Source organism: Streptosporangium sp. NPDC050855 (assembly GCF_044456585.1).
GTDB lineage: Bacteria > Actinomycetota > Actinomycetes > Streptosporangiales > Streptosporangiaceae > Streptosporangium > Streptosporangium longisporum.
Genome location: NZ_JBITFY010000002.1, coordinates 139,388 through 160,060, shown reverse-complemented (window position 1 = coordinate 160,060; position 20,673 = coordinate 139,388). Strand labels below are relative to the sequence as shown.

21 protein-coding genes are annotated in these 20,673 nt (G+C 72.2%); 9 read left to right on the top strand and 12 right to left on the bottom strand.

Annotated features, from left to right (window positions below; all coding sequences use genetic code 11):
- Positions 1-303 precede the first annotated feature (303 nt).
- Both ACIBCT_RS05865 and ACIBCT_RS05860 read right to left on the bottom strand, forming a co-directional pair.
- Positions 304-963 carry a response regulator gene (locus tag ACIBCT_RS05865; protein ID WP_399186250.1) on the bottom strand — a complete coding sequence of 220 codons (660 nt, stop codon included), beginning with the start codon at positions 961-963 and terminating at the stop codon, positions 304-306.
- Positions 951-2,222 (bottom strand): sensor histidine kinase, encoded by a 1,272-nt coding sequence (locus tag ACIBCT_RS05860; protein ID WP_399186249.1) that lies wholly within the window; start codon positions 2,220-2,222, stop codon positions 951-953. Before ACIBCT_RS05860 ends, ACIBCT_RS05865 begins: the two co-directional genes overlap by 13 nt.
- A gap of 228 nt (positions 2,223-2,450) precedes the next feature.
- On the opposite strand from ACIBCT_RS05860, the gene ACIBCT_RS05855 reads away from it, so the two are divergent.
- The 4 genes from ACIBCT_RS05855 to ACIBCT_RS05840 all read left to right on the top strand — a co-directional run bounded on the left by ACIBCT_RS05855 (position 2,451) and on the right by ACIBCT_RS05840 (position 5,487).
- The gene (locus tag ACIBCT_RS05855) at positions 2,451-2,708 is read left to right on the top strand and encodes a hypothetical protein (RefSeq protein WP_399186248.1); all 258 of its coding nucleotides are present in this window, start codon (positions 2,451-2,453) and stop codon (positions 2,706-2,708) included.
- A gap of 76 nt (positions 2,709-2,784) precedes the next feature.
- Positions 2,785-3,150, top strand: a complete 366-nt coding sequence (locus ACIBCT_RS05850) for a hypothetical protein (RefSeq protein WP_399186247.1) — start codon at positions 2,785-2,787, stop codon at positions 3,148-3,150.
- 367 nt (positions 3,151-3,517) lie between these two features.
- Positions 3,518-4,336, top strand: a complete 819-nt coding sequence (locus ACIBCT_RS05845) for a neutral zinc metallopeptidase (RefSeq protein WP_399186246.1) — start codon at positions 3,518-3,520, stop codon at positions 4,334-4,336.
- A 137-nt stretch (positions 4,337-4,473) separates the two neighbouring features.
- Positions 4,474-5,487, top strand: coding sequence for a hypothetical protein (locus tag ACIBCT_RS05840; RefSeq protein WP_399186245.1), 1,014 nt, complete (start codon positions 4,474-4,476; stop codon positions 5,485-5,487).
- A 587-nt stretch (positions 5,488-6,074) separates the two neighbouring features.
- On the opposite strand, the gene ACIBCT_RS05835 is transcribed toward ACIBCT_RS05840, so the two are convergent.
- Both ACIBCT_RS05835 and ACIBCT_RS05830 read right to left on the bottom strand, forming a co-directional pair.
- Positions 6,075-7,058, bottom strand: coding sequence for a hypothetical protein (locus ACIBCT_RS05835; RefSeq protein ID WP_399186244.1), 984 nt, complete (start codon positions 7,056-7,058; stop codon positions 6,075-6,077).
- The gene (locus ACIBCT_RS05830; protein ID WP_399186243.1) at positions 7,055-7,570 is read right to left on the bottom strand and encodes an RNA polymerase sigma factor; all 516 of its coding nucleotides are present in this window, start codon (positions 7,568-7,570) and stop codon (positions 7,055-7,057) included. Before ACIBCT_RS05830 ends, ACIBCT_RS05835 begins: the two co-directional genes overlap by 4 nt.
- 358 nt (positions 7,571-7,928) lie before the next feature.
- Between ACIBCT_RS05830 and ACIBCT_RS05825 the strand changes: the two genes are divergently transcribed.
- On the top strand, positions 7,929-8,723 hold the full coding sequence (locus tag ACIBCT_RS05825; protein ID WP_399186242.1) for an alpha/beta fold hydrolase: 795 nt from the start codon (positions 7,929-7,931) through the stop codon (positions 8,721-8,723).
- Positions 8,724-8,771: 48 nt separating this feature from the next.
- Here the strand turns inward: ACIBCT_RS05825 and ACIBCT_RS05820 are convergent, their stop codons facing one another.
- The 5 genes from ACIBCT_RS05820 to ACIBCT_RS05800 form a co-directional block, all read right to left on the bottom strand.
- A complete protein-coding gene (locus ACIBCT_RS05820; RefSeq protein ID WP_399186241.1) occupies positions 8,772-9,722 on the bottom strand; it encodes a hypothetical protein in 951 nt (316 codons plus the stop codon).
- Between the two features lie 347 nt (positions 9,723-10,069).
- The gene (locus tag ACIBCT_RS05815) at positions 10,070-10,642 is read right to left on the bottom strand and encodes a hypothetical protein (RefSeq protein ID WP_399186240.1); all 573 of its coding nucleotides are present in this window, start codon (positions 10,640-10,642) and stop codon (positions 10,070-10,072) included.
- A gap of 333 nt (positions 10,643-10,975) precedes the next feature.
- Positions 10,976-11,464, bottom strand: coding sequence for a VOC family protein (locus ACIBCT_RS05810; protein ID WP_399186239.1), 489 nt, complete (start codon positions 11,462-11,464; stop codon positions 10,976-10,978).
- A gap of 84 nt (positions 11,465-11,548) precedes the next feature.
- On the bottom strand, positions 11,549-13,771 hold the full coding sequence (locus ACIBCT_RS05805) for a sigma-70 family RNA polymerase sigma factor (RefSeq protein ID WP_399186238.1): 2,223 nt from the start codon (positions 13,769-13,771) through the stop codon (positions 11,549-11,551).
- 236 nt (positions 13,772-14,007) lie between these two features.
- Positions 14,008-14,343, bottom strand: a complete 336-nt coding sequence (locus ACIBCT_RS05800) for a YciI family protein (protein ID WP_399186237.1) — start codon at positions 14,341-14,343, stop codon at positions 14,008-14,010.
- A 315-nt stretch (positions 14,344-14,658) separates the two neighbouring features.
- On the opposite strand from ACIBCT_RS05800, the gene ACIBCT_RS05795 reads away from it, so the two are divergent.
- From ACIBCT_RS05795 to ACIBCT_RS05780, 4 genes are all read left to right on the top strand, one after another.
- Positions 14,659-15,351 (top strand): DUF998 domain-containing protein, encoded by a 693-nt coding sequence (locus ACIBCT_RS05795; RefSeq protein ID WP_399186236.1) that lies wholly within the window; start codon positions 14,659-14,661, stop codon positions 15,349-15,351.
- Between the two features lie 249 nt (positions 15,352-15,600).
- Complete coding sequence (locus ACIBCT_RS05790) at positions 15,601-15,810, top strand: DUF4287 domain-containing protein (protein ID WP_399186235.1); 210 nt, start codon at positions 15,601-15,603, stop codon at positions 15,808-15,810.
- A gap of 509 nt (positions 15,811-16,319) precedes the next feature.
- Positions 16,320-17,693 (top strand): hypothetical protein, encoded by a 1,374-nt coding sequence (locus ACIBCT_RS05785; RefSeq protein WP_399186234.1) that lies wholly within the window; start codon positions 16,320-16,322, stop codon positions 17,691-17,693.
- 52 nt (positions 17,694-17,745) lie between these two features.
- A complete protein-coding gene (locus ACIBCT_RS05780; protein ID WP_399186233.1) occupies positions 17,746-18,900 on the top strand; it encodes an ARPP-2 domain-containing protein in 1,155 nt (384 codons plus the stop codon).
- A gap of 104 nt (positions 18,901-19,004) precedes the next feature.
- On the opposite strand, the gene ACIBCT_RS05775 is transcribed toward ACIBCT_RS05780, so the two are convergent.
- The 3 genes from ACIBCT_RS05775 to ACIBCT_RS05765 are packed head-to-tail and all read right to left on the bottom strand — an operon-like array spanning position 19,005 to position 20,579.
- Entirely contained in the window at positions 19,005-19,361 is a 357-nt protein-coding gene (locus tag ACIBCT_RS05775; protein ID WP_399186232.1) for a nucleotide pyrophosphohydrolase, read from the bottom strand.
- Between the two features lie 37 nt (positions 19,362-19,398).
- Positions 19,399-19,821, bottom strand: a complete 423-nt coding sequence (locus ACIBCT_RS05770) for a nitroreductase family deazaflavin-dependent oxidoreductase (protein WP_399186231.1) — start codon at positions 19,819-19,821, stop codon at positions 19,399-19,401.
- Positions 19,821-20,579: an NAD(P)-dependent oxidoreductase gene (locus ACIBCT_RS05765; protein WP_399186230.1), complete on the bottom strand. Its 759-nt coding sequence runs from the start codon at positions 20,577-20,579 to the stop codon at positions 19,821-19,823. The genes ACIBCT_RS05770 and ACIBCT_RS05765 overlap by 1 nt, the downstream gene beginning before the upstream one ends.
- Positions 20,580-20,673: the final 94 nt, after the last annotated feature.

Sequence of the window (20,673 nt, the reverse complement as noted above, 5' to 3'; positions counted from 1 at the left end):
GGAAAGGCCGCAAACGTTCCGGGCCGTCCCGGCACCCGGGGCCGAGGTACAGCCTGCGGCACCTCGCTCCTCCGGGCAGGGGGATCGATCACGAGGCGATCCGGACGCGAGGCTCGCAGGGGTCAGAACGAAGCCCTGGAAACTCCTCCGGGAGCGGTCTCCATGTCCCACCTCGCCGGATCCCCGTCCGTCCGGCCATGTCCTCGCGGCCCCTCCCGCCCCTTCCGGCGCTCCCGCGCGCTCCGGCGTGGTGCCCTGGCGACGGGTGAGGGCCGCCGCGACGACACGGCACCGGGCGGCCGGTCAGGCCCGCCGGTGGGCGTCCTGCAGGTAGTGCAGGACGGCGGTGACGCGCCGGTCCGCCCGGTCGGTGGGGGGCAGGTCGAGCTTGGCGAAGATGCTGCGGATGTGCTTGTGCACCGCGCCGTCGGTGACGAAGAGCCGTTCGGCGATCGCCGCGTTGCCCAGTCCCTCGGCCATCAGGGCCAGAACGTCACGCTCGCGGGGGCTGAGACGTTCCAGCCGCGTGTCGGGACGGGAGCGCGTCAGCAGCTGCGCGACCACGTCCGGATCGATGGCCGTCCCCCCGTCCGCCACCCGGTGCAGCGCGGTCAGGAACTCCTCGACCCGCCCCACCCTCTCCTTGAGGAGATACCCCAGGCCGGAACCGCCCTGGGCGAGCAACTCGGTGGCGAACGCCTGCTCGACGTACGCGGACAGCACGAGCACGGCCAGGTCCGGCCGGCGGCGCCTGGCCTCGACCGCCGCGACGATCCCCTCGTCGGTGTGGGTCGGCGGCATCCGCACGTCGACGATGGCCACGTCCGGCTCGTGGGCGTCCACGGCCTCCAGGAAGCCGTCGGCGTCGGCGGCGGTGGCCACGACGTCGAGCGCCTCGGCGCGCAGCAGCAGCGCGAGCCCCTCGCGCAGGAGCGGGTCGTCCTCGGCGATCACGATCCGCACGGCAGGCTCACGGTGAGGGTGGTGGGTCCCCCGGCGGGGCTGGTCAGCATGAACGTCCCATCGTGTGCTTCGGTACGGCGGCGGATGCCGACGAGCCCCGACCCGGTGCGCTCGTCCGCCCCGCCGTCGCCGTCGTCGGTGATCTGGAGGTGGAGCCGGTCCTCGTCGCGGCGGACGCTGACGGTGGCGTGCCGGGCCCGGCTGTGCCTGGCGATGTTGGTCAGCGCCTCGGCCGCCACGAAGTAGGCCGTGGCCTCGACGGACGCGGCACATCGTACGGGAATGTCGGCGTCGATCCTGCACGGGACCGGGCAGGCCGCGGCCAGGCCGGTGAGGGCGTCGGCGAGGCTCCGGTCGGTCAGCACGGGCGGCAGGATGCCGCGGATCACCCCGCGCAGCTCGGCGAGCGCCTGTTCGGCGGCGTCCTGCGCACGCTCCAGGATCTCCCCGGCGCCCGCCGGGTCGCGCGCCAGCGCACGGCGGGCCGCGCCCAGCAGGACGCTGACGGCGACGATGCGGTTCTGCGTCCCGTCGTGCAGCGACCGCTCGATGCGCCGCAGCTCGGCGGCGTGCGCGTCGAGCGCGGCGGCCCGGGTCGCGGTCAGCTGCGCGACCCGCAGCAGGAGGTCACCGCCCGGCTCGGGCCCCAGGAGGCGCCGGCCGGGCCAGGCCTGCAGCCGCGCGATCCCCGGGGTGAGGATCATGGAGACGACGGCCCATCCCAGGCCCAGCAACCCGACCCCGAGGGCGCCGGGCAGGTCCCGCACGACCCACAGGCCCATGGCCGAGGTGGCGGCCTCCTCCGGGGGCAGCAACCGCCACCACAGCGGGAAGGTCAGGTTGGTGACCGCGCTGAGAGGCAGCGTGAGGCCGACCAGCGTGAGGACCAGTCCGAGGGTGCCGTGCACGGCCACCCAGCCCACCTCCCGGCGCGTGGCCGGGTCGGTGAGGGCGGAACGCAGGCCGGGCGGCACCGGCCCCGGTTCGACGAGCTCCGGACCCCAGCGGGAGAGCCGCGCGCGTTCCCGGTTCGCGACGGAACGCAGCCCGCGCAGCGCGGCGGGCATCAGCGGCAGGCCCACGCCGACCAGGCAGGCCAGCGCGGTGGCGGCCACCATGAGGAACGCGAGCAGCGCCAGGAGCGTGGTGCCGAGCCCACCGGCGAGGTGCTCGAACGCGTCCAGGGTGAGACGGGCACGGGCGACCACGTCCCATCGGCGAACCGGCCCGCGGCCGGCCGCGGGATCGGGGATCGGCATCCGCACCTCCTTCGGCCCTCGTCGGCCCTTGCCGGCTCTCCTCGGCCTTCCTCGGCCCTCCTCAGCCAGACGATAGGGCACCCGCCGCCCCGTCACGGGGTCGCCGCCCGAGAAGTACAGCCTGCTGTACCCCGGTCGTCCCCCTGACGGGATCGTCGCCGGAGACGGTCGTCCGTAGCGTCGAGGTACGGCAGCCGACCTGCCGATTCCCCGAGCGAGGAGCGCATCATGACCGATCTCCGGCACACCCCCGAGACCTCCGAGACCTTCAGGACCCCCGGGACGCGACGTCCGGCACGCCCGGCCGGCACCCGGGGCGGCATGGTCCGTCCCGTGCTGTGGCTGCTGCTGGCGGTCAGCGTGGTCCTCAACGTGGTGTTCTCGTCCACCGGCACCGACGTCCTCGCCGGCATCGGGTTCGGGCTGGCCGCCGTGGCGTGCGCCACGGCCCTGATCGTCCACCACTACCGGTACCTGCGCCGGTGAGCGTCCCCTGCCGGACCGCCGCACCAGGATGGACCCCTCCCCGGCTTGATCATTCCTCTCCCCCGGGGAAGCACCCGTGCGTCGCCGTCGTTTCGGCCGCTCCGCCGCCCCTGCCGCGGCCGGGTACCTGACCGTGGTCGTCGTGGCCGGTGTCGCCGCGCCGGTGACCGGCGACGACGGCCTCTTGCGGGGGAACAGGGTGGCGGCGTCGCCCGGGCACCCGGTGATCCAGGTCCACTCCGATTTCTCGATCTGCGCCACCACCGAGCCGTACACCCGCTGCCCGCCCGTGGAGACCAGGGCGTGGGGTCACGTCGTCGAGGTCGGCCACCGCAGTCCGACCGGCAGGCTCGAACTGGGGGATTCGATGGGATATCCCGTGTTCCCCAACCTCGCCTTCCGGGGCAGGGGCGACTACCGGATCCGCGTCCACCACGCCTGACCGCCGTGGAAGGGCGAGAGACGCGCCGGTCAGCGGTTGCTGATCATGGCCTACCCGGGGCGGGGACGACGTGATCGTCCACCGCAGGCGGACCCGGCTCTGACCACTGTGACCGCCATGACGGACGCTCGCTCATGGCCGGTCGCGGGGCATCCTGCCGGCGGCCAGGACATTGATCAGGTCGTCGACCGGTTTCCTGCCGGTCCGCTGGACGTGTGTGTCGAGCTTGCGACCAGCAGGAGCCGAGGTGTCCCCGCTTCGTCTCCGAAGCATCATGCCTCCGGCGGCGAACATCGTCACGCAGCGGTATCGCTACAGATAGACGTCAATCCTTAGCGTCCATGTTCCTTCTGTACTGTTCTGCTCCATGCGTACCCCCCGTATCACCCTGCCGGTCGGGATGCTGGCCGGCCTGCTGCTCACCGGCACCGCCCATGCCGACGTCACCACCGGCACCATCACCGGAGCCGTCGTCAGCGCGCCGGTCCCCACCGGCACCAAGGCGCTGACCCATAATCCGCTGTACCGCAGCAGCAAGCTGACTTTGCCCTGCGGCCGGGCCCCCGAAGGCTCCGGCAGTGTCGCCGTCACCAAGAAGCATCTGACGGCGATACTGAGCTGCTTGAACGCCTCATGGTCCAAGCAACTGAAGAAGACCGGCGTGACGTTCAGGAAACCGACGATCCAGTTCATGACCAAGCCCGGTCGTGCGTGCGGATCGGAGTGGGGCAGGTATCACACCGGCCGTTACTGCACCGATGAGCGGCGGCTGGTCATCATGATCAGCGACTATGCCGTCAAAGCGCCGGCCGATCCGGTGATGTTGCAGTTGATCGCGCACGAGTACGCCCACCATGTGCAGAACCTCACCGGCGTGTGGAGTGCTTACAAGAACATGCCGGCCGCCACCGAATCGCAGGCGCTGGCTCAGAGCCGCCGCTTGGAGCTACAGGCCGACTGCCTGGGAGCGGCGTTCCTGTCCAGCGTCTGGTCCTCGCAGAACTACCGGGATGAAGACTGGAAGCAGGTCGTGGACCACTACCGGGGCAGCGGCGACGAGAAGGTCAACACCCAACGCAGCCACGGCACGGGCAAGAACCGGGCCGCCTGGCTGCAGCGGGGTTTCGCCGCCGCGTCCCCGTCCGCGTGCAACACCTGGAGCGCGCCGGCCTCCCGCGTCGCCTGACGAGCGCCGGGGCCTCGACGAAGTCCCGTAGGTGGGCGGTCAACGGTTGAGCGGATCCTCAGCGTCTCTCAGCGAGGTCACAGGTCCGGCGTAGCAGGCTTCACCGGGTCATCGCGCCGCAGGACCGAGGAGTACGGATGAGAGCCGAGACGTTGAGCGGCGGGCGTGGGTGGCCGCGCGTGGCGGCGATCTGGTGTTCGCTCTACGGTGCGGCCCACGTGTGGTGGCTGGCGGACCCGGGGGCGTCATGGGCTCCTCCCGAGGAGGTGTTCTCGCCCGGCCGGTGGGTGGCGGTGACGCTCGCCCTCACGGCCGCCACGGTGTGCTCGGTGATCGCCACCGGGATCGGGCACCACCGTGGGGCGCCCGTGCGGTGGACGCTGGTGGCGCTGGCGTGGGCGGCCGGGGCGGGGCTGATCGCCTATTCGTACATGCTCGCCATCAGCCTCGCCACCGTGCTGTTCGGCCAGGCCGGCCACTGGGGGAGCCTGCTGACCCGCGCGGCCGGAGTGACCGCGGGAGCGCTGACGCTGGCGTGTGCCGTCGCCGAGCAGCGCAGGGTCCGGCGGGCCTGCCCCCACTGCGCCCGGGTCCACGGCCGTTCGCCGGAGCGGCGCACCGATCCCGCACCACGGTGGGCCTGTCTCGCCGCCTACGCCGCGATCACCGGCTGCGCGGCCCGTGTGAGCGTGCTGGTGATCGAATCCATCACGGCGGGTGAACCGCTGCCGTTCACGCTCGGCTTCTCCTTCGGGGTCTTCATCGTCCTGCTGATCCTGGCCGGCACCCTTCTGCCGCTGGCGTTGGTCCACCGGTTCGGCAGGATCTGGCCACGCTGGGTGGTGCCGCTGGCAGGACGCGACGTGCCGCGATGGCTCGTGCTCGGACCCGCCCTGTTCGTCGGCGCGAGCATGGCCGGCTACTTCGGCGTGGCCGGGATGACGGCATGGCTCCTCGGCAGGGGCAACCTGGCCCAGGCCCCGCTCTGGAAGGTGTCGATGGAGATGTTCGGCTACACCGTGTGGGGCCTCGGCCTGCTCGCCGCTGCCGTGTCCTACCACGCTCTGACCAGGCCGGGCTGTCCTTCTCCGGGACTCACCGTCCCTTCTCCCGAGGTCACCGTCCCGCGGGCCCCGCGAACGTCGTCCTGATCGAACCGGTGATCGGCCACCGGACAGGACGCGGCCCAAGGGAGAGTCCGGCTCATCGCACCAGCCCGTAAGACAGGGCGATCCACCTGGTGAGGCAGTGGGGCGGGCACTCCCAGCGAATCACGGGATCAGCCTCCGCCCAGCCGGGACCGGACGACGCGTCCGGTGAGGATCTCGTACCGGCCCCAGGCCGACGACGGCTCCTGCACCGGCCAGAGCCCGCGTCCTCCGCCGCTGTCGGCGGTGACATCCGCGCAGACCAGGGGCGGTGCCGGCCGTCGAGCCTGCGTCGGTCACATCGATGTGGAGTGTTCCATCATGGTGGGCGACGGCGATGGTGATCCGCCCGCTCGGGCGGCGGCCGGAGTCGGAGTGGTGTACGGAGTCGGTGACGAGTTCGGTGAGCAGGAGCGGGGCGTCGTCGGTGTGCGGGTGGTCGAGCCCTTTGAGGAGATCGCGGACGTAGCACCGGGCCGGGGGACGGCGGCGATCTGCGCGGGTGCCCCGGCCCGCCCCCAGCCCCGCCCCTCGGCCCCCGGTTCCTCACCGGTCCTCGCCGTCACGACGGCGAGGACCGGTGAGGGGGGCTACGGATTGGCGACCTCGGGGCCGCGCAGCGTGACCTGGATGCTGCCGCCTACCTGCAGGTCAGCGCGGGTACAGGAGGCCGTGGAGTCGGGCAGCACGGTCAGGGGCCAGTGATGCTGCGTCCCCAGGGCTCGTCTGGTCACCTGCTCCGCCTGGCGCAGGCCGACACACCGGGAGCTGACGCCCTCAACGAGCGCGTCACGCAGCTCGTACACGAACGGGTCAACCGTGCCGGCGTTCCTGACGCTGTGGTCTCTCAGGCGGTGGGGAAGCACGATCACCGTGTTGTGGCCGGGGTCGAGGTCCGCGTCCGCGCACGGCTGGTCGTCGTCCCGCGAGTCCGCGGGCAACACCTCGATCCGCCAGCCTGTCAGTCCCAGCCGCTTGATCTGGGTCTTGGCGAACGCGACGGCCTCCGTCTCGGAGAAGCAGCGGGAGTACAGCCCGTCCACCCAGTCGCTGAAACCTCCCTCCAGCTCCCGCACGGCGGCGTCCTGCGGCGTGGCCGGGTTCAGCAGGGTCGCCGACGAGGGCACCTGTGACCGTGGCGCCACGTACACCTCCTCCTTGAAGCGGAACGCCACCGGGTCGGGGATCGCGGGGCGGCCGGCCTGTTCCCGGTAGAGCCGGCAGTCGGCCACGGGGTCGCCCGTCAGATCCGGTCCGTTCTCGCCTTCCTGCGGGCCGGTCGCGGGATCGACCCACCGCGTCAGGCAGGTCACGCCGGTGGAGTCGGAGACGTACAGACGCTGGTAGGTGGCGTACGAGACTCCGCCGCCGAGCACCAGGGCCGCCGCCGCGACGGCGACCACACCGCCGCGGCCCAGGACGCGCCGGCGCGTCCCGCGGGCCGGTTCGCCCCGGTCCGTCAGCATGATCCCGTCGCGCAGGTCGTCCAGGGCCCCGCGATCGGCGCGGGACGGGTCGGCGCCGAGGATCGGGTCGCTCGCGCGCAGGCGCGCGAGCACGTCGTCGTTTCTCATCGCTGCTCCCTCACTTCGGAGCGGACGCGTGGCCGCCCCTTCGCCACGAGTACGTCCGGTGTCCTCTGTGCCGTCGGGCGGCCGGGGGCCATGCGCTCGGCCACCTCCAGACTCCGTAACTCCTTCACCAGGCGGCTCCGCGCGCGGTGCAGGCGTACGCGGACCGCGGCCCGTGACACGCCCAGGGCCAGCGCGATCTCGTCACGGCTCAGCTGGTCCCAGGCGAGCAGCCTGAGCAGCTCCTGGTCGTCGTCGGTGAGCCGGCTCATGGCCACCTCGACCGCCGAGAACGCCGTGTCGTCCTGGGGCGCCGCGTCGGACAGGGACGCCCGCAGTCTCTCGGCCAGCGCGTGCCGCCTGCGCTCCCCGCGATGGAGGTTGGCCAGGACCTTGCGCGCCACCCCGAAGAGCCACGGGCGGGCCTGGTCCCCATCGGGTACATCCTCCAGGCGGCGCCAGGCCACCATGAACGTCTCGGTCACCACGTCGGCCGCGTCCGCTGGATCGGCCACCCGTCGCAGGGCATAGGCCAGTAAGGGTTGATGGGTGCGTTCGAACAGTGCGGCGAATCGATCCTCCGGCGAGCTCACGGGTTCCCTTCCACGTCGACGGCCCGGCACTGCCCACATGTCCGCCTCGGTGGCGAACGTTACGGCGGCTCTTGTGGTCGTCGGTGGATACCGACCGGGGGCCGGCGCTGTTTCGCTCGCACGCCTCCCCGCCTCCTGCCGGACCACGGGTGCCGGCCGCCTCCCGGAAGACCGTCGTCACCCGGTGGAAAAGCCGTGGCGACCGCCGTGCCGAACTGTTACGAAGAGCGTCGTACGGGAGGACGACATACGACAGGGCGGGCGGGAGGCGACGGGCGACATGGGCGTGATCAGGGAGGTCGTGGCCGGCGATGTGCCGATCACGGCGGAGGACCACGGTGGGCACGGCCAGGACGTGCTCCTCCTGCACGGCGGCGGGCGGACGCGCGAGGACTGGGACGCCTTCGCGACGCTCCTGCTCGACGCCGGATTCCGGCCGGTGGCCATGGACCTGCGCGGCCATGGCGAGTCGGGCGCGGCGCCGTGGTCATGGCGGGACGTGGCGGCGGACGTGGCCGCGGTCGCGGAGGGGTTCGGGCTTCACCGGCCCGTGGTCGTCGGGCACTCCCTGGGAGGCATGGTCGCCGCGCTGTGGGCCGGGGAGCATCCGGAGTGCCCGCTCGCGGTCAACCTCGACGGTCACGGCAACCCCACGCGACCCGGGCAGTTCCTCGGCCTGGACGAGGTCGCGGCGGCGCGCGCGTGCCGGGAGATGACGGCCTTTTCGGAGGAGATGGGCCGAGGGCTTCCGGAATCGTTCCTCCAGGTCATGCGGGAGATCGACGCCCTCGACCGGTTCGCCGCCTACCGCGCGGCCCGCTGCCCGCTGCTCGTCGTCAGCGGTGACGCGCGCGCCTTCGCGGGGGTGTTCCCCGACCGTCTCGTTCCCGCCTGGAACGCGTACTGCGCGTGGGTCGAGCACGAGCTGGAGGCGGCCGTGCGGGAGACGCCGCCGGTGCGGGCGGTGTCCCTGCCCACCGGGCACGACCCGCACCGGGAGGACCCGGAAGGGCTGGCACGCCTCCTGATCGGGCACCTCGCCCGGTACGGCGGGACGTCGTCTCCGCGGCGATGACGTGACCCGGAGCGGTTCTTCCCGGGCCGGTGCGGTGGCCGGGTCCGGCTACCGGATGCGGGCCAGCCAGGTCATGATCGATGTCAGCATCGCATCGAGGACGCCCGCCGGACGTGTCCTCATCCAGGACAACCCGGCCGGGCGCGACACCGGCCAGAGCCCGCGCCCACGTGCCCTGTGCCTCGGCGCGCTTTTACGATGACGCCCGCGGGGTGATGCGGCCATGCCGGACCTGCCGCGCGCGACCGGGACCCGTACCCGCGCGATCCGCGCCTGCGGGATCCACGTCCGCGGGATCCACGTCCGCGGGACCTGCGTCCGCGGGACCCGCGTCCGTGTGACCCGCGCCCGTGTGACCCGCGGTGGCTCGTCCGCGGTCCAGCCCGGCTCGTGCGCGGTCCAGGCCGGCTCGTCCATGGTCCAGGGCGGCTCGCCCGCGACCCGGGTCCGCTCGCTCGCGGCGTGAGCCTGCTCGCGGACCTCCAGCAGGACGACGCGCAGGTCGTCGATCTCCCTTCTGGCGATGGTCACCTCGGCGCGCAGGGCCCGGGCCTGTTCGGCGGCCTCCTGGTGGAACTGGCGCAACTCGTTGACGTACCGCTCGCGCAGCGCGACCGCCTGGTAGTCGAGCTGGTGGGCGCGGATCCTCGCGGCCACGGCCTCCTCGCGTGCGGTGGCCAGCTCCTGCTCCAGGACGCGGTGGGCGTCCCGCAACCTCTGGTTGGTCGTGGCCAGGCTCTCGGCGCGCCGCCGTTCCTTCTGCTGCAGGCTCAGGGCGTACGTCGCGAACGCGGTCTGGTCGGTGGCCTTCCGCTCGGCGGCCGCCAGACGGCCCTCCCGCTCGGAGGTCTCCTCGTCGGGACGGATCTGCTCCAGTGGCCCGTGGTACTCCCGGAACGGTCCGGCACCGATGCAGGTGGCATGGCGCTCGCAGTGGGAGTGGCCGCACGCACGGCTCGACAGCCTCGTCGAGCCGCCGGTGTCGATCGTGTCCGTCACACCGTCAAACTACCCATTTTCACTTATAGTGAAATTGGTGACACATAGAGTGATATCAAAAGTTGAAAGTATTTTGATCCTCTGCCGCCGTATCGCTGCCCTCCGTGCCGGCCGGTGGTCCACGGGACCGTGAGAACGCCGTCCGGCGTCGTTCGTCCCCTGGACGCCGCCGGACGCGTCCCGCCTCGCCCGGGGGAGCCGTTCCGGCGCGGACGATCTGGCGAGGAACGGGCTGCAGATGTCCGGGGAGGCGCCGAGAGGATCTCGCCACGGATGCGACACCGGTTCGCCGCGCAGGGCCACGGACACGGTGTCGTCGGGTCCGATGCTCACGGCGCCCTCGTCCGTTATCGCCTGCAGTAGATGTTGCGGCTCGGTGTGTAGAGCTTGCCCGGGTCGTCGGCCAGGCCGACCAGGTCCACGTCGACGACGCTACGCCATCCCGTCAGGCCGCCGTTGACGCAGGCCGCGCGCCCGGTCGCCCGGTTGCCCGCGCCACCGCCGGATCGCACCGTCTGGCTGCCCGCCGCTCCGGCGTTCCGCCAGACACCGTCGGAGTAGTACTGCTGAAGCTGCACGGTGACGACCGCCAGGGTCGCGCTGCAGTCACCGTTCACCCACCAGCCGTGCCCGGAGGCCTCGAAGGCGGACGAGGAGACGTGGACGTAGTCCCCGTAGGTCTGGAAGACGCAGTACGCGGACGCCGACCGGGCGTCCCGTGAGGAGGAGGGGCCCCTGTTCTCCAGGCGCGCCTCGCCTCTCGCGGCGGACCGTTCGGAACCGGGGGCCGGGGCGGGGGTGGGCGGGGGCGCGGGGGAGGACCGCGCCGGGGCCGCGAGCGCCACGGGCTGCGAGACCCCGAGGAACATCGCGCCTGCGATTCCGGCCGTGATGGAGATCGTACGAAGTGATCGACGCATGATCGTACCTCCGAGCTGGGTGGAGCGTGGGCAGAGGTCGTTCTGCGAACCTCGTCCGGTGGCCGAGAAAGGGCGCGGTTCCGATCTCACATGAATGGCGCCGGACATTGGTAAACGTGTCATTTCCGCCCTGCCGTGTCAATGGAAAGACCGTTATCGGCAATGTTCGTTCGGCCGGTTGACATGCGGTTATTCAATGGAACCGGGCGTTTGTGAGTTATCTGATATATCCCTTTAATGCACCATTAGAGAATGGTGATGCTTTGAGGAAAATTCATCATAAATCTGGGCATGGGTGCTTCGTGTTCAGGTGTCGCAACGTACGGAATGCCGTCACCGCGAGCCGTGTCCCGGCGCCCCGGCGAACCCTCTCCGGTCACGGCGCCGGGTGACGAAGACGCAGAACGGATGACCGGCCACGTCGGCGTACACGCGCAGGGGCTCCTCGGGATCGTCGATGCGGTCCAGCAGCAACCGGCCACCGAGACGCAGGACGCGTTCGTGCTGGACCCGCAGGTCCTCGACCGATTCCACGGTCAGATCCAGGTGCAGCTGCTGTGGCACCCCGCCCTCCGGCCACGTCACCTCCGGCAGGCGGTCGACCTGCTGGACGGCCATCTGCGGGGCGCCGTCCGGGGTCCTCAGCACGAGCCAGTCGCGGCCACGCTCGTCCGCGTGTCCCTCCTCCGGCGGCTCGTCACCGGGCCGGTAGACCAGGCCCAGCAGAGATCGGTAGAACTCCGCCAGAGACCTGGCGTCGGTGGAGTCGAGCACCACCTGGCACAGCCTGGGCACGCTCTCCCCGTCGGTCACATCGATCACCGCTCCCCCTGCTCGTTCCCGTGTCGCACCGGCCTGGCCCCTGCGCGCCACGCCGGTGGTTAAACGCGGGGCCCCGCAGGACGATCACCGGAAACCGGCCATCCCGGGGACGAGATGATCGCCCGTGCCCTCGTCCGTGTCGAAGTCCGTGGTCGTGACCGGTGGCGGATCTCCTCGTCGAGGACGTTCCGCCCGCGCGTTCTCCCGTCGGGGCCGGAGCTGGTCGAGGGTGTGGCCGGTGGCCTGCTTGAACAGGTACTCGGCCCGCTCGTAGGAGAGCCTGCGGCGGCCGGTCTCCGGGCACAGGTCGCCCGGGGCGGGGGGACGGCCCGGTCCCGGCCTGCGGTCGGACAGGAACAGCGGCCCCCGGCGGCGGCCCGCGACGAGGCGGGGGAGGAGCCCGGCGGTGCCGGAGTGCCAGCGGACCCAGCCGGAGGCCGTCCTGGCGCGCATCCCGGGCAGGTCGAGGTCCTCGACGTCGATGGAGAGCGCCGCACCGGGACCGGCCGCGCTCTCGTGGAGCAGCAGCCACAGGGTCCGCTCGCGCAGGGCGATGTCCTGCCGCTCCCACAGCGCCTCGACGCGGGACCGATCGAGGGGACGGGTACGTCCCCGGGGCTCGTACCGGCGGGCGAGGCCGGAGGCGAGATCGTGCTCCGGGGAGTGCTCCACGTCGTGGCCCGGGTCGTGGCCGAGGCCATGACCCGGGCCGTGACCCGGGCCGTGGTCCGGATCGGAGGGTCTCAGGCCCCGGGCGACGGTCCAGGCGGAGAAGGAGCGGACGGCACCGCGGTGCCGGTTCCAGGTCGCCGCGGCGGCACCGCCCCACGCGGAGGTGAACACCTCGGCGACCCGACCGGCGCTCACCCCGGCCAGCGGGATGTCGTCGCCGAGATCGCGGCGGAGCCGGTTCATCGTCTGCGTGTAGGACCGGACGGTCGAGGCGTCCAGATCCTCACGGGCGAGGAACGCCTCCGCGGCCTCGGCCAGGGTGACGGGCCCCGCCGGCCCGCTCCCCTTTCGGGGGATCGCCTTCCGCACGGTCTCGTCGGCGCAGGCCGCGGCCCGTTCCAGCAGGATCGTGCGTTCGGGCAGGTTCAGGGTGAGGGCCGCGGCGCGCTCGAACTCCCGCCGGGCCTCCTCGTGGCGGCCGAGCCGGAACAGCAGGTCACCGCGCACGCTGGGCAGGTGGTGGTAGGTCCGGAGCGCCGGTTCGCCGGACAGCGTGTCGACGAGCTCCAGCCCCCGTTCGGGACCGTACGCCATGGCCAGTGCGACCGCTCGGTTGAGCTGCACGACCGGGGTGGGCAGCACCCGGGCGAGCGCCTCGTAGAGGGCGGCGATCCGCGCCCAGTCGGTCTCCTCCGCCGTACGGGCCTGGGCGTGGCACACGGCGATCGCGGCCTGCAGCACGTACGGGCCGAGGGGGCCGCCGCACTGCCGGGCGCGCAGCAGGGCCGCGATGCCACGGTGGACGAGAAGCCGGTCCCAGCGCCCGCGGTTCTGCTCGTGCAGCGCGATGGGACGGCCCGACGGATCCGTCCGGGCGGCCGATCGCGACGCCTGGAGTTCCATCAACGCGACCAGGCCGTGCACCTCGGCCTCTCCGGGCGCGAGCCCGGCCAGCAGGCGTCCCAGGCGCAGGGCCTCATGGCAGAGGTCGTGGCGCATCAAGTCGTCACCGGCGCCGGCCGCGTACCCCTCGTTGAAGATCAGATAAACGACCTCCAGGACCGACGACAGGCGGCCCGCACGGTCGGCACCCTCGGGAACCTCGAAGGGGACGCCGAGGGAGGTGAGGGTCCGCTTGGCCCGGACGACGCGCTGCGCCACGGCCGACTCGGAGACCAGGAACGCGCGGGCGATCTCCTCGGTGCTCAGGCCACCGAGGAGCCGCAGCGTCAGCGCCACCCGAGCCTCGGCCGGCAGCGCCGGGTGACAGGAGACGAACATCAGCCGCAGGACGTCGTCGCCCACCTCGTCGTCGAGAGCCGCGTCGACCTCGGCCTCGGAGGTGTCCTGCCGGGTGGTGAGCTCGTGGGCGAGCTGCTCGTGCCTGCGGTCGAGCCGCTCGCCGCGCCTCAGGTGGTCGACGGCGCGGCGCTTGGCGACGGCCATCAGCCAAGCACCCGGATTGTCCGGTACGCCGGTCCGGGGCCACTGTTCGAGGGCGGCGAGAAGTGCGTCCTGCGCGAACTCCTCGGCCAGCCCCACGTCGCCCACCATCCGGACGAGCCCGGCGACGATTCTCGCCGACTCCATCTTCCAGACCGCGTCGACCGCGCGGTGGGCGTCCCCGGATGTCACCGCTCGATGAGAGCACCCGTCCGACCGGGTACGCAAGCGCCCGGCCGGGACGTCCGGCCGGATCGCCTGCGGGAACGGTCGCGCTCAGCGGGGTGGTGATGCTGCGCGACCCGCTCACCGGGGCGTCCGGCCGGGTAGTCCGCGGGAACGGCCGCCCGGCCGGACGTGCGGACAGGGGGCCGGGCCGGGCGGCGAGGGATCTTCTCCCTGTGATCGTCCGGCCCGGGGGTGCCCGGTCAGTTCTCGGGGCCGAAGACCTGCTGGATGGCGCCCTCACCGTCACCGATGATCTTCCAGAAGCGGCGGGAGAGCTCGATGGCCTCCTCCTTCGATCGCGCCTCGATGAGCGCGAAGCTGACGATCGCCTCCTTGGCCTCGGTGAACGGCCCGTCGGTGACGGTGACCTTGCCTCCCGAGGAGGTCAGGCGCGTACCGGCCGGGTCCAGGCCGCCGGTCGCCAGCAGCACCCCCGCCCGGGTCATCTCCTCGATGAAGGCGCCCATCTCGGCCATCGTCGCCTCGTCCGGGGGAGCCATCTCGCCCTTGGTGGTCATCAGGAATCGCATCGTCATATCTCCTCTAGTGCTCTGCAGGACCGATCCTCGCCGGTCCTCGGCCATGCGTCGACCGGGGCACCCCCATATCGACACGAACGTCCTGACCAGGGCGGTGGCTCGATGTGACAGGGAATGCGATGTGACAGGGAATGCGCAAGAAAACGCGTATCCGCAGGTCACGGCTTTGACGGGTGATGGTGTCGAGTTCGGCCCGGCTCGTTCGACGCGTCAGCGAGGCCGGGCGAGACCGGTGGACATCAGTACGACGCCGGTCGAGGCCGGTGGACGAAGGAGAGCGACGGGACCCCGTCGCAGCAGAGAGGAACGACCATGACCGTCACCCACCCCCCCACCTCCCACGACTCCGTTGCCCACGGCTCCGCCGCCCGCCCCGAGGGCTCGGTGACGCGGGCCCTGCTCGCCGGAGGCGTCGCCGCCGCCCCCCTGTTCGCGATCGTGTCGCTGACGCAGGCCTTCACCCGGGAGGGCTTCGACCTGACGCGTCACCCGCTCAGCATGCTCGCCACCGGTGACCTAGGCCGGCTCCAGATCGCCAACTTCCTGGTCAGCGGAACCTTGACGATCGCCGGAGCGCTCGGGTTGCGCCGCGCGATGCGGGGTACGCCCGGCGGCACCTGGGCACCCCGGCTGATCCTGGTCAACGGCGTCGGGATGATCGCCGCCGGAGTCTTCGTCATGGACCCGGGCGACGGCTTCCCCGCGGGCACCCCGCTGGGCCAGACCGGCACGCTGAGCTGGCACGCCCTCATGCACATGGTCGCGGGATCCATCGCCTTCACCGCGCTGATCGCCGCCTGCTTCGTCCTGGGCCGTCACTTCTCCCGCGCCGGACGACCCGGGTTCGCCACGGCCTCACGGCTCAGCGGCCTGATCTTCGCTCTCGGTGACGGCTGGGCCATGTCGGGCGGGCGGGCCGGATCGCTGACCCTGGCCGTCGGCGCGATCACCGCCATGACCTGGGTCGCCGTGACGGCGGCGGACAAGCGGGCCGCACTCCGATAGGGACCGTGTTCCGATACGCTGCGCCCGCTTCGGCTCCGTCCCGATCACCGTCGGCATCGAAGTCACCTCCGGTGACTCCGGTGACGGAGCCCCGTCCTCGTCGGCCCGGATGCCGGCCGACCGGCCCGGCACCGCACCACCGGTCCTCCCCGCCGACCACCGGGGCCCGGTGGCCGACGCCACCACCGGCTCCGGCCTCATCTCCATCGACTCCGACCCACCAGCACCGACAGAACGGGACCGCAGGACATGACCACACCGGCCAAGGGCAATCCCGCCAGCTACTTCCCCTCGATCGAGGCCAAGTACGGCCGCCCCGTCCAAGAGTGGATCGACCTCATCAACGCCTCACCCCTGACCAGGCACATGGAACTCGTCGCCTGGCTCAAGACCGAACACGGCCTGGGCCACGGTCACGCCAACGCCCTGGTCGCCCACACCCTGGCCGGCAGGAAGTAGACCGGACGGCCCCGTCCCGTGAACACCGGCACCGGCTCTCACGGGACGGGGACGAGCGGGTGGAGCCCGCCGGGGCGTCTCGGAGGCCGGAAGGAGAAGCGGCCCATCGTGTCGACGTGGGGTCGATCACTCGGCCACCTCCACCGCTGCCCCCGGACGACGGGATCGGACCCGATGATCACGCCTTACTCGGATCCCCGGGCGGTGTGCGTGGCCGGCCCGTTCGCCCTCGTCCGGGACCGCACAGCGCGCTCGCGGGCGCGTTCCCCGGTCTCGGCTGCCGTAGCGCGGGAAATAAGCGGGAGAAGAAGGCGATATGTCGGTGCTAGCCTTCCCAAGGTCGGCCGCGGGACTTCGGTGCGACTTCCGGAACCCGTCTTTGAAGCGATGATTCGCAGCTCGTTCCCCCATTCCCCGGCCGGCCTCGTACGTGAACCCCGGAGGCGGCGATCGAAGCGCACATCGAGACCGGCGCGGACCTCGTCGCCGCCGAGGACGTCCTGCTGTTCGTGAACGCGGCGATCACCTCCACCGGCCAGCGCGAGTTCCACTCCGGCGCCGACGAGCAGGGCCTGTCGCTGGGCTTCCTGCACGACTACCTGATCGGCAACTACCGCGACCTGTACGCGGCCACCCTCGCCCTGGACGTCAACGACCACAACGCCGTACTGATCGTCAAGAACCTGCTGGTCACGGCGAGGGAGGCGAGTGCAGAGCAGCGCCGGGCCGAGGGACGCCTGATCGCCCGGCGGCTGGCCCTGCTCCCGCCGCAGCGGGTGTACGGGCTGTTCCGCGCGCTGCGCCGCGCCAGGGTCAACAACCGGCGCACCAGGGCGATCATGCGGGACTGGCTGGCGGCCCGCCCCGACCCCGCGTTCGACGCGGTGAAGTACCGGGGCGCCGTCAAGGACGCCGTCCGCCACGCCCACCTGAGCCCGCCCGGGGAGCTGGGGCCGTTCCTGTTCACCCCGCACCGAAAGGCCGCCTACGCCACGCCGATCCTGGAGACCTGGCGGCGCGCCCACTACGAGCAGGCGGCGCTGTACGAGCTGCCCTACACGGTCGCGGAGGGGTTCGCGGCGAAGCACCGCATCGCCCGCGCCACCTTCCTGGAGCGCATCGCGCCCCGGCTCACCCGACTGGAGCGGCTGCGCCTGCAGGAGTCCGCGCGCGACCTGAAGGCCGACGCGGTGCGGGCCGACCTCACCGCGATGCCGCTGACCCGGCTGGCGTCGTACACGCTCGCCCTCCCGACGGACGATCGCGTACGCCGCCGCGCCGAGCTGACGGAGGCACTGCGCGCGGCGGCCCGGCGGGCCGCGGGTGACCAGGCCGGGAGCTGGGGCTCGGTGGCCGCCGTCCTCGACGACAGCTTCTCCGCGTACGGCTCGGGGCAGAAGCGCCGCCGCCCGCTGGCCGTCGCGCTCGCCTGCCACTTCCTGCTGGAGGCGCTGGCCGCCGAGTACACGCCGCTGTGGCTGTCGGGCCGTACGGACTCGTTGCTCGTCCGTCCGTACGGGGCGACGCCGCTCGGCGAGCGCATCCTCGACGCCCTCGAACGCGGACCCGGACGCCTCGTCATCGTCTCCGACGGATGGGACAACTCACCGCCGGGGCTCGCGGGAGAGGTGCTGCGGATCTGGCGCACCCGGCTCGACCCGGACCACACCTGCGGCGTCGTGCACCTCAACCCGGTGTACGACGCGGCCGCCTTCGACGTACGGCGGCTGGCGCCCACCGTCCCGACCGCAGGGATCCGGGACGCCGAGAACCTGGTCGCCCTGGTGGAGCTGGCCCGGTTCGCGGAGGGGCGTACCGGGATCTCCGAGCTGCGCGCCCACCTGGAGCGCCGCGTCGAGGCGTTCCTGCGGGAGGACACGTGACGAGGCCCGCCCACCTGACGTGCCGTGCCGAAGGGTTTCCGGGGGAGGACGCATGACGGATCTCGCCCTCACCGGGCTCGTCAGCCGCCCCGCGCAGGCCTGGGGCGGCGTGCGGCTCGTCCCGCTGGTCCGCGCCGAACCGATCGAGGACCTGCGGCTCGACGCCCGCCTCTACGACGCCGAACTCGGCGTCGTCGAGGTGGGCCCGCGGACCGAGTACGTCTCCTACATCCCGCACGGGTTCGTGGCGACCTGGACGGACGACGGCACCCCGGCCTCGGCGTACGGGACCCAGCTCCGGGGGCCGGGGGAGCGTGACCGCCCGCCCGGCCGGATGCCGCTGCGGTTCCACCGTCGTATGGCCCGCCGGGCCGACAGGAACCGGCTGCGCTTCCTGCCCCTGCACCTGGCGCTCGAAGGGTACCTGGCGCTGCACTTCGGCGGGCCGGAGATCGTGTGGGAGGAGTGGTCGCAGCGCGCGGTCGGCCACGGGCTCTCGCCCCGCGCCGAGGAGGCCTACACGGGCGCGCAGGTCGGCGGCCTGGAGGACGCCCTTCGCGTCTTCGAGATCCACTCCGGCCAGTGCGGCGTCCTCGTCTACGTCGCGGACGCGCTCGCCGCCGCGTTCGTGGTGCCGCATCCCGACGACTACCGCGCCCTGCACACCACCCTCGTGCACGACCTGTACGGCGAGCTGATCTACCACTACGCGATGTTCGGCGGCCCGGTGGCCGATTTCCACGCCCGCATCGAGGACGCGACGGTGCGGTCGCTCGCCGACCTGCGCGCGGGGGCACGCCGGCAGCGGGACGAGTGGGCGGCCTTCCACGACCGGGTCATGGCGGGCGCGCTGCTGGGCGGGGACCACACCTACCAGCGCGTCTACGAGATGGGCGGATACCGCCTGTCGCGCTTCCTGCCGTCCTTCGAACGGCGGCGGGAGAACCACATCGGCGAGCTCATCACCGACGGCGCCGGCCGGCTCGCGTACCTCAAGACGTTCCGCCTGTCGGAGAACCAGGTCCGGCGCGGGCATCTGCTGACCGGTCTCGCCGCCACGGGCTGGAACCTGGCGGACACCGCCGTCGCGCTCGGCGTGACCGAGCCTCAGCTCGGCCTGCGCATCGAGGCCGCGGGCTTCGGCCACCTCCTCCGCCAGGACATTCTGGATCACTACCGTGCCCGGGCCCGCCGCGATCGCCGGTGACCGTGCCGCCGCCGGGGACATCACCGGCCGCCGACACCGTCTTGCCCGGTGGTCCTACGCGTGGAGACGGGAGACCTGCCCGGCCGCGGAGCGACGCGGCGAGATCAGGGGAGCGGCGGAGCCTTCTTGACGGTTCCCCGGTAGGTCTCCACGTCGTAGCGCCGGTCGCCCTCGTCGAGCTTGGCGTGGGCCGCCTCGACGAGGTCGATCCCCAGCGTGTCGGCCAGCCGGGAGAGGTAGATCATGACGTCGGCGATCTCGGAGCGGACGCGCGCGGCGGCCTCGGGGTCGCCCATGACGGCCGCCGACTCCTCGGGCGTCAGCCACTGGAACTCCGCGACCAGCTCACCGGCCTCACCGGCCAGCGCCATGGCCAGGTTCTTGGGGGTGTGGAAGCGCTGCCACTCCCGCGCCTCGGCGAACCGCCGGAGTCTGCCGGCCAGTTCCTCAAGCTCCGTCATGGGAGGACACGGTACAAGGCGGGAGCCGGAGGGGCCGTCACGCCGTGCGTTCGACGATCACCACGGGGATGTCCCGGTCGGTGGTCTCCCGGTACCTCTCGTAGGACGGCATGGTCGCGACCATGAGCCGCCACAGGCGGGGTTTCTCCTCGGGGGTGGCGATCCGCGCGGTCACGGCGAACGTCTCGGTGCCGATCTGGACGGTGGCGGCGGGGTCGGCGACCAGGTTGAGGTACCAGGCCGGGTGACGGTCCGCCCCGGCGTTGGACGCGACGAGGACGTAACGGTCGCCGTCGCGCGCGTAGACCAGGGCGGTACGGCGGAGCCTGCCGGACTTGCGGCCGCGTGTGGTCAGCAGCAGGTCGTTCATGCCCGGCCGGGCCTGGCCGCCGGTCTCGACGAAACGGCGGATGTGCTGGGCCACCCACTCGTTCGGGCTGTCGACGATCTCCTCTTCCATCAGCGCTCCCCGGCGCCGGGGTTCTCCTCGGCGTCGGAGCCCTCCCGGCCGCCGGGGTTCTCGCCGGTGCCGGATTCCCTCCCGCCAGGGTTCTCCTCGGTGCCGGGGTCGCGCTCGACGCCCAGGTGGACGCGGTGGTGGGCGGGGGAGTCGATCTCGTCGAGCAGCGCGATCGCGAAGTCGGCGTAGGAGATGCGGCTGCCCGCCTCGGCCGGGGCCGTACGGTAGCGGCCGGTGCGGGGACCGCCGTGGTCGAAGTCACCGCTGGGGCTGACGACCAGCCAGTCGAGCCCGGTGGTGGCGGTGCGCAGCACCTCGTTCCCGGCCGCGTGCCCCAGGTAGAACGACCGGTACTCCTGCGGGTAGCCGGGGGTGTCCATGAGGAGCGTCCCGGACGCGGTCTCCAGCACCGACGCCAGGCCGACCGCCAGCAGCCGGGGGACGCCCGCCGAGGACAGCCCGTCGAGCAGGGCGCGAGCGGCACCGGTGAAGAAGACGTCGGGCGGCGTACCGAAGTCGTAGGCGGCGGCGATCGCGGCGTCGTGGCCCTTGGCGAGCCGCGCGACGTCGTCCGCGTCCAGGATGTCGCCGGCGACGACCCGCACGCCGTCCGCCGACAGACCGTCGCCCGCCGCCAGGTCGTCGTACTTGGCCGGGTCGCGGACGACGGCGGTGACCCGGTGGCCACGTCGGCGGGCCTCGTGGACGGCCGCCCGGCCCGCCCTGCCGCCCGCTCCGAAGACGATGACGTCACTCATTCGACCACCCCGTGTTCACGGCCGGATCCGATCACCGGCCACTGCCGGAAAGGTACCTGAGCAGGTGGTTACCGATGGGATACCGGTTACCGTG

What these genes read in the sequence shown, in the direction of transcription:
- ACIBCT_RS05860 (WP_399186249.1), bottom strand. Translation starts at nt 2,222, where the DNA reads ATGCCGATCCCCGATCCCGCGGCCGGCCGCGGGCCGGTTCGCCGATGG.
- ACIBCT_RS05855 (WP_399186248.1), top strand. Translation starts at nt 2,451, where the DNA reads ATGACCGATCTCCGGCACACCCCCGAGACCTCCGAGACCTTCAGGACC.
- ACIBCT_RS05845 (WP_399186246.1), top strand. Translation starts at nt 3,518, where the DNA reads ATGCGTACCCCCCGTATCACCCTGCCGGTCGGGATGCTGGCCGGCCTG.
- ACIBCT_RS05840 (WP_399186245.1), top strand. Translation starts at nt 4,474, where the DNA reads ATGAGAGCCGAGACGTTGAGCGGCGGGCGTGGGTGGCCGCGCGTGGCG.
- ACIBCT_RS05835 (WP_399186244.1), bottom strand. Translation starts at nt 7,058, where the DNA reads ATGAGAAACGACGACGTGCTCGCGCGCCTGCGCGCGAGCGACCCGATC.
- ACIBCT_RS05825 (WP_399186242.1), top strand. Translation starts at nt 7,929, where the DNA reads ATGGGCGTGATCAGGGAGGTCGTGGCCGGCGATGTGCCGATCACGGCG.
- ACIBCT_RS05815 (WP_399186240.1), bottom strand. Translation starts at nt 10,642, where the DNA reads ATGCGTCGATCACTTCGTACGATCTCCATCACGGCCGGAATCGCAGGC.
- ACIBCT_RS05800 (WP_399186237.1), bottom strand. Translation starts at nt 14,343, where the DNA reads ATGACGATGCGATTCCTGATGACCACCAAGGGCGAGATGGCTCCCCCG.
- ACIBCT_RS05795 (WP_399186236.1), top strand. Translation starts at nt 14,659, where the DNA reads ATGACCGTCACCCACCCCCCCACCTCCCACGACTCCGTTGCCCACGGC.
- ACIBCT_RS05790 (WP_399186235.1), top strand. Translation starts at nt 15,601, where the DNA reads ATGACCACACCGGCCAAGGGCAATCCCGCCAGCTACTTCCCCTCGATC.
- ACIBCT_RS05780 (WP_399186233.1), top strand. Translation starts at nt 17,746, where the DNA reads ATGACGGATCTCGCCCTCACCGGGCTCGTCAGCCGCCCCGCGCAGGCC.
- ACIBCT_RS05775 (WP_399186232.1), bottom strand. Translation starts at nt 19,361, where the DNA reads ATGACGGAGCTTGAGGAACTGGCCGGCAGACTCCGGCGGTTCGCCGAG.
- ACIBCT_RS05770 (WP_399186231.1), bottom strand. Translation starts at nt 19,821, where the DNA reads ATGGAAGAGGAGATCGTCGACAGCCCGAACGAGTGGGTGGCCCAGCAC.
- ACIBCT_RS05765 (WP_399186230.1), bottom strand. Translation starts at nt 20,579, where the DNA reads ATGAGTGACGTCATCGTCTTCGGAGCGGGCGGCAGGGCGGGCCGGGCG.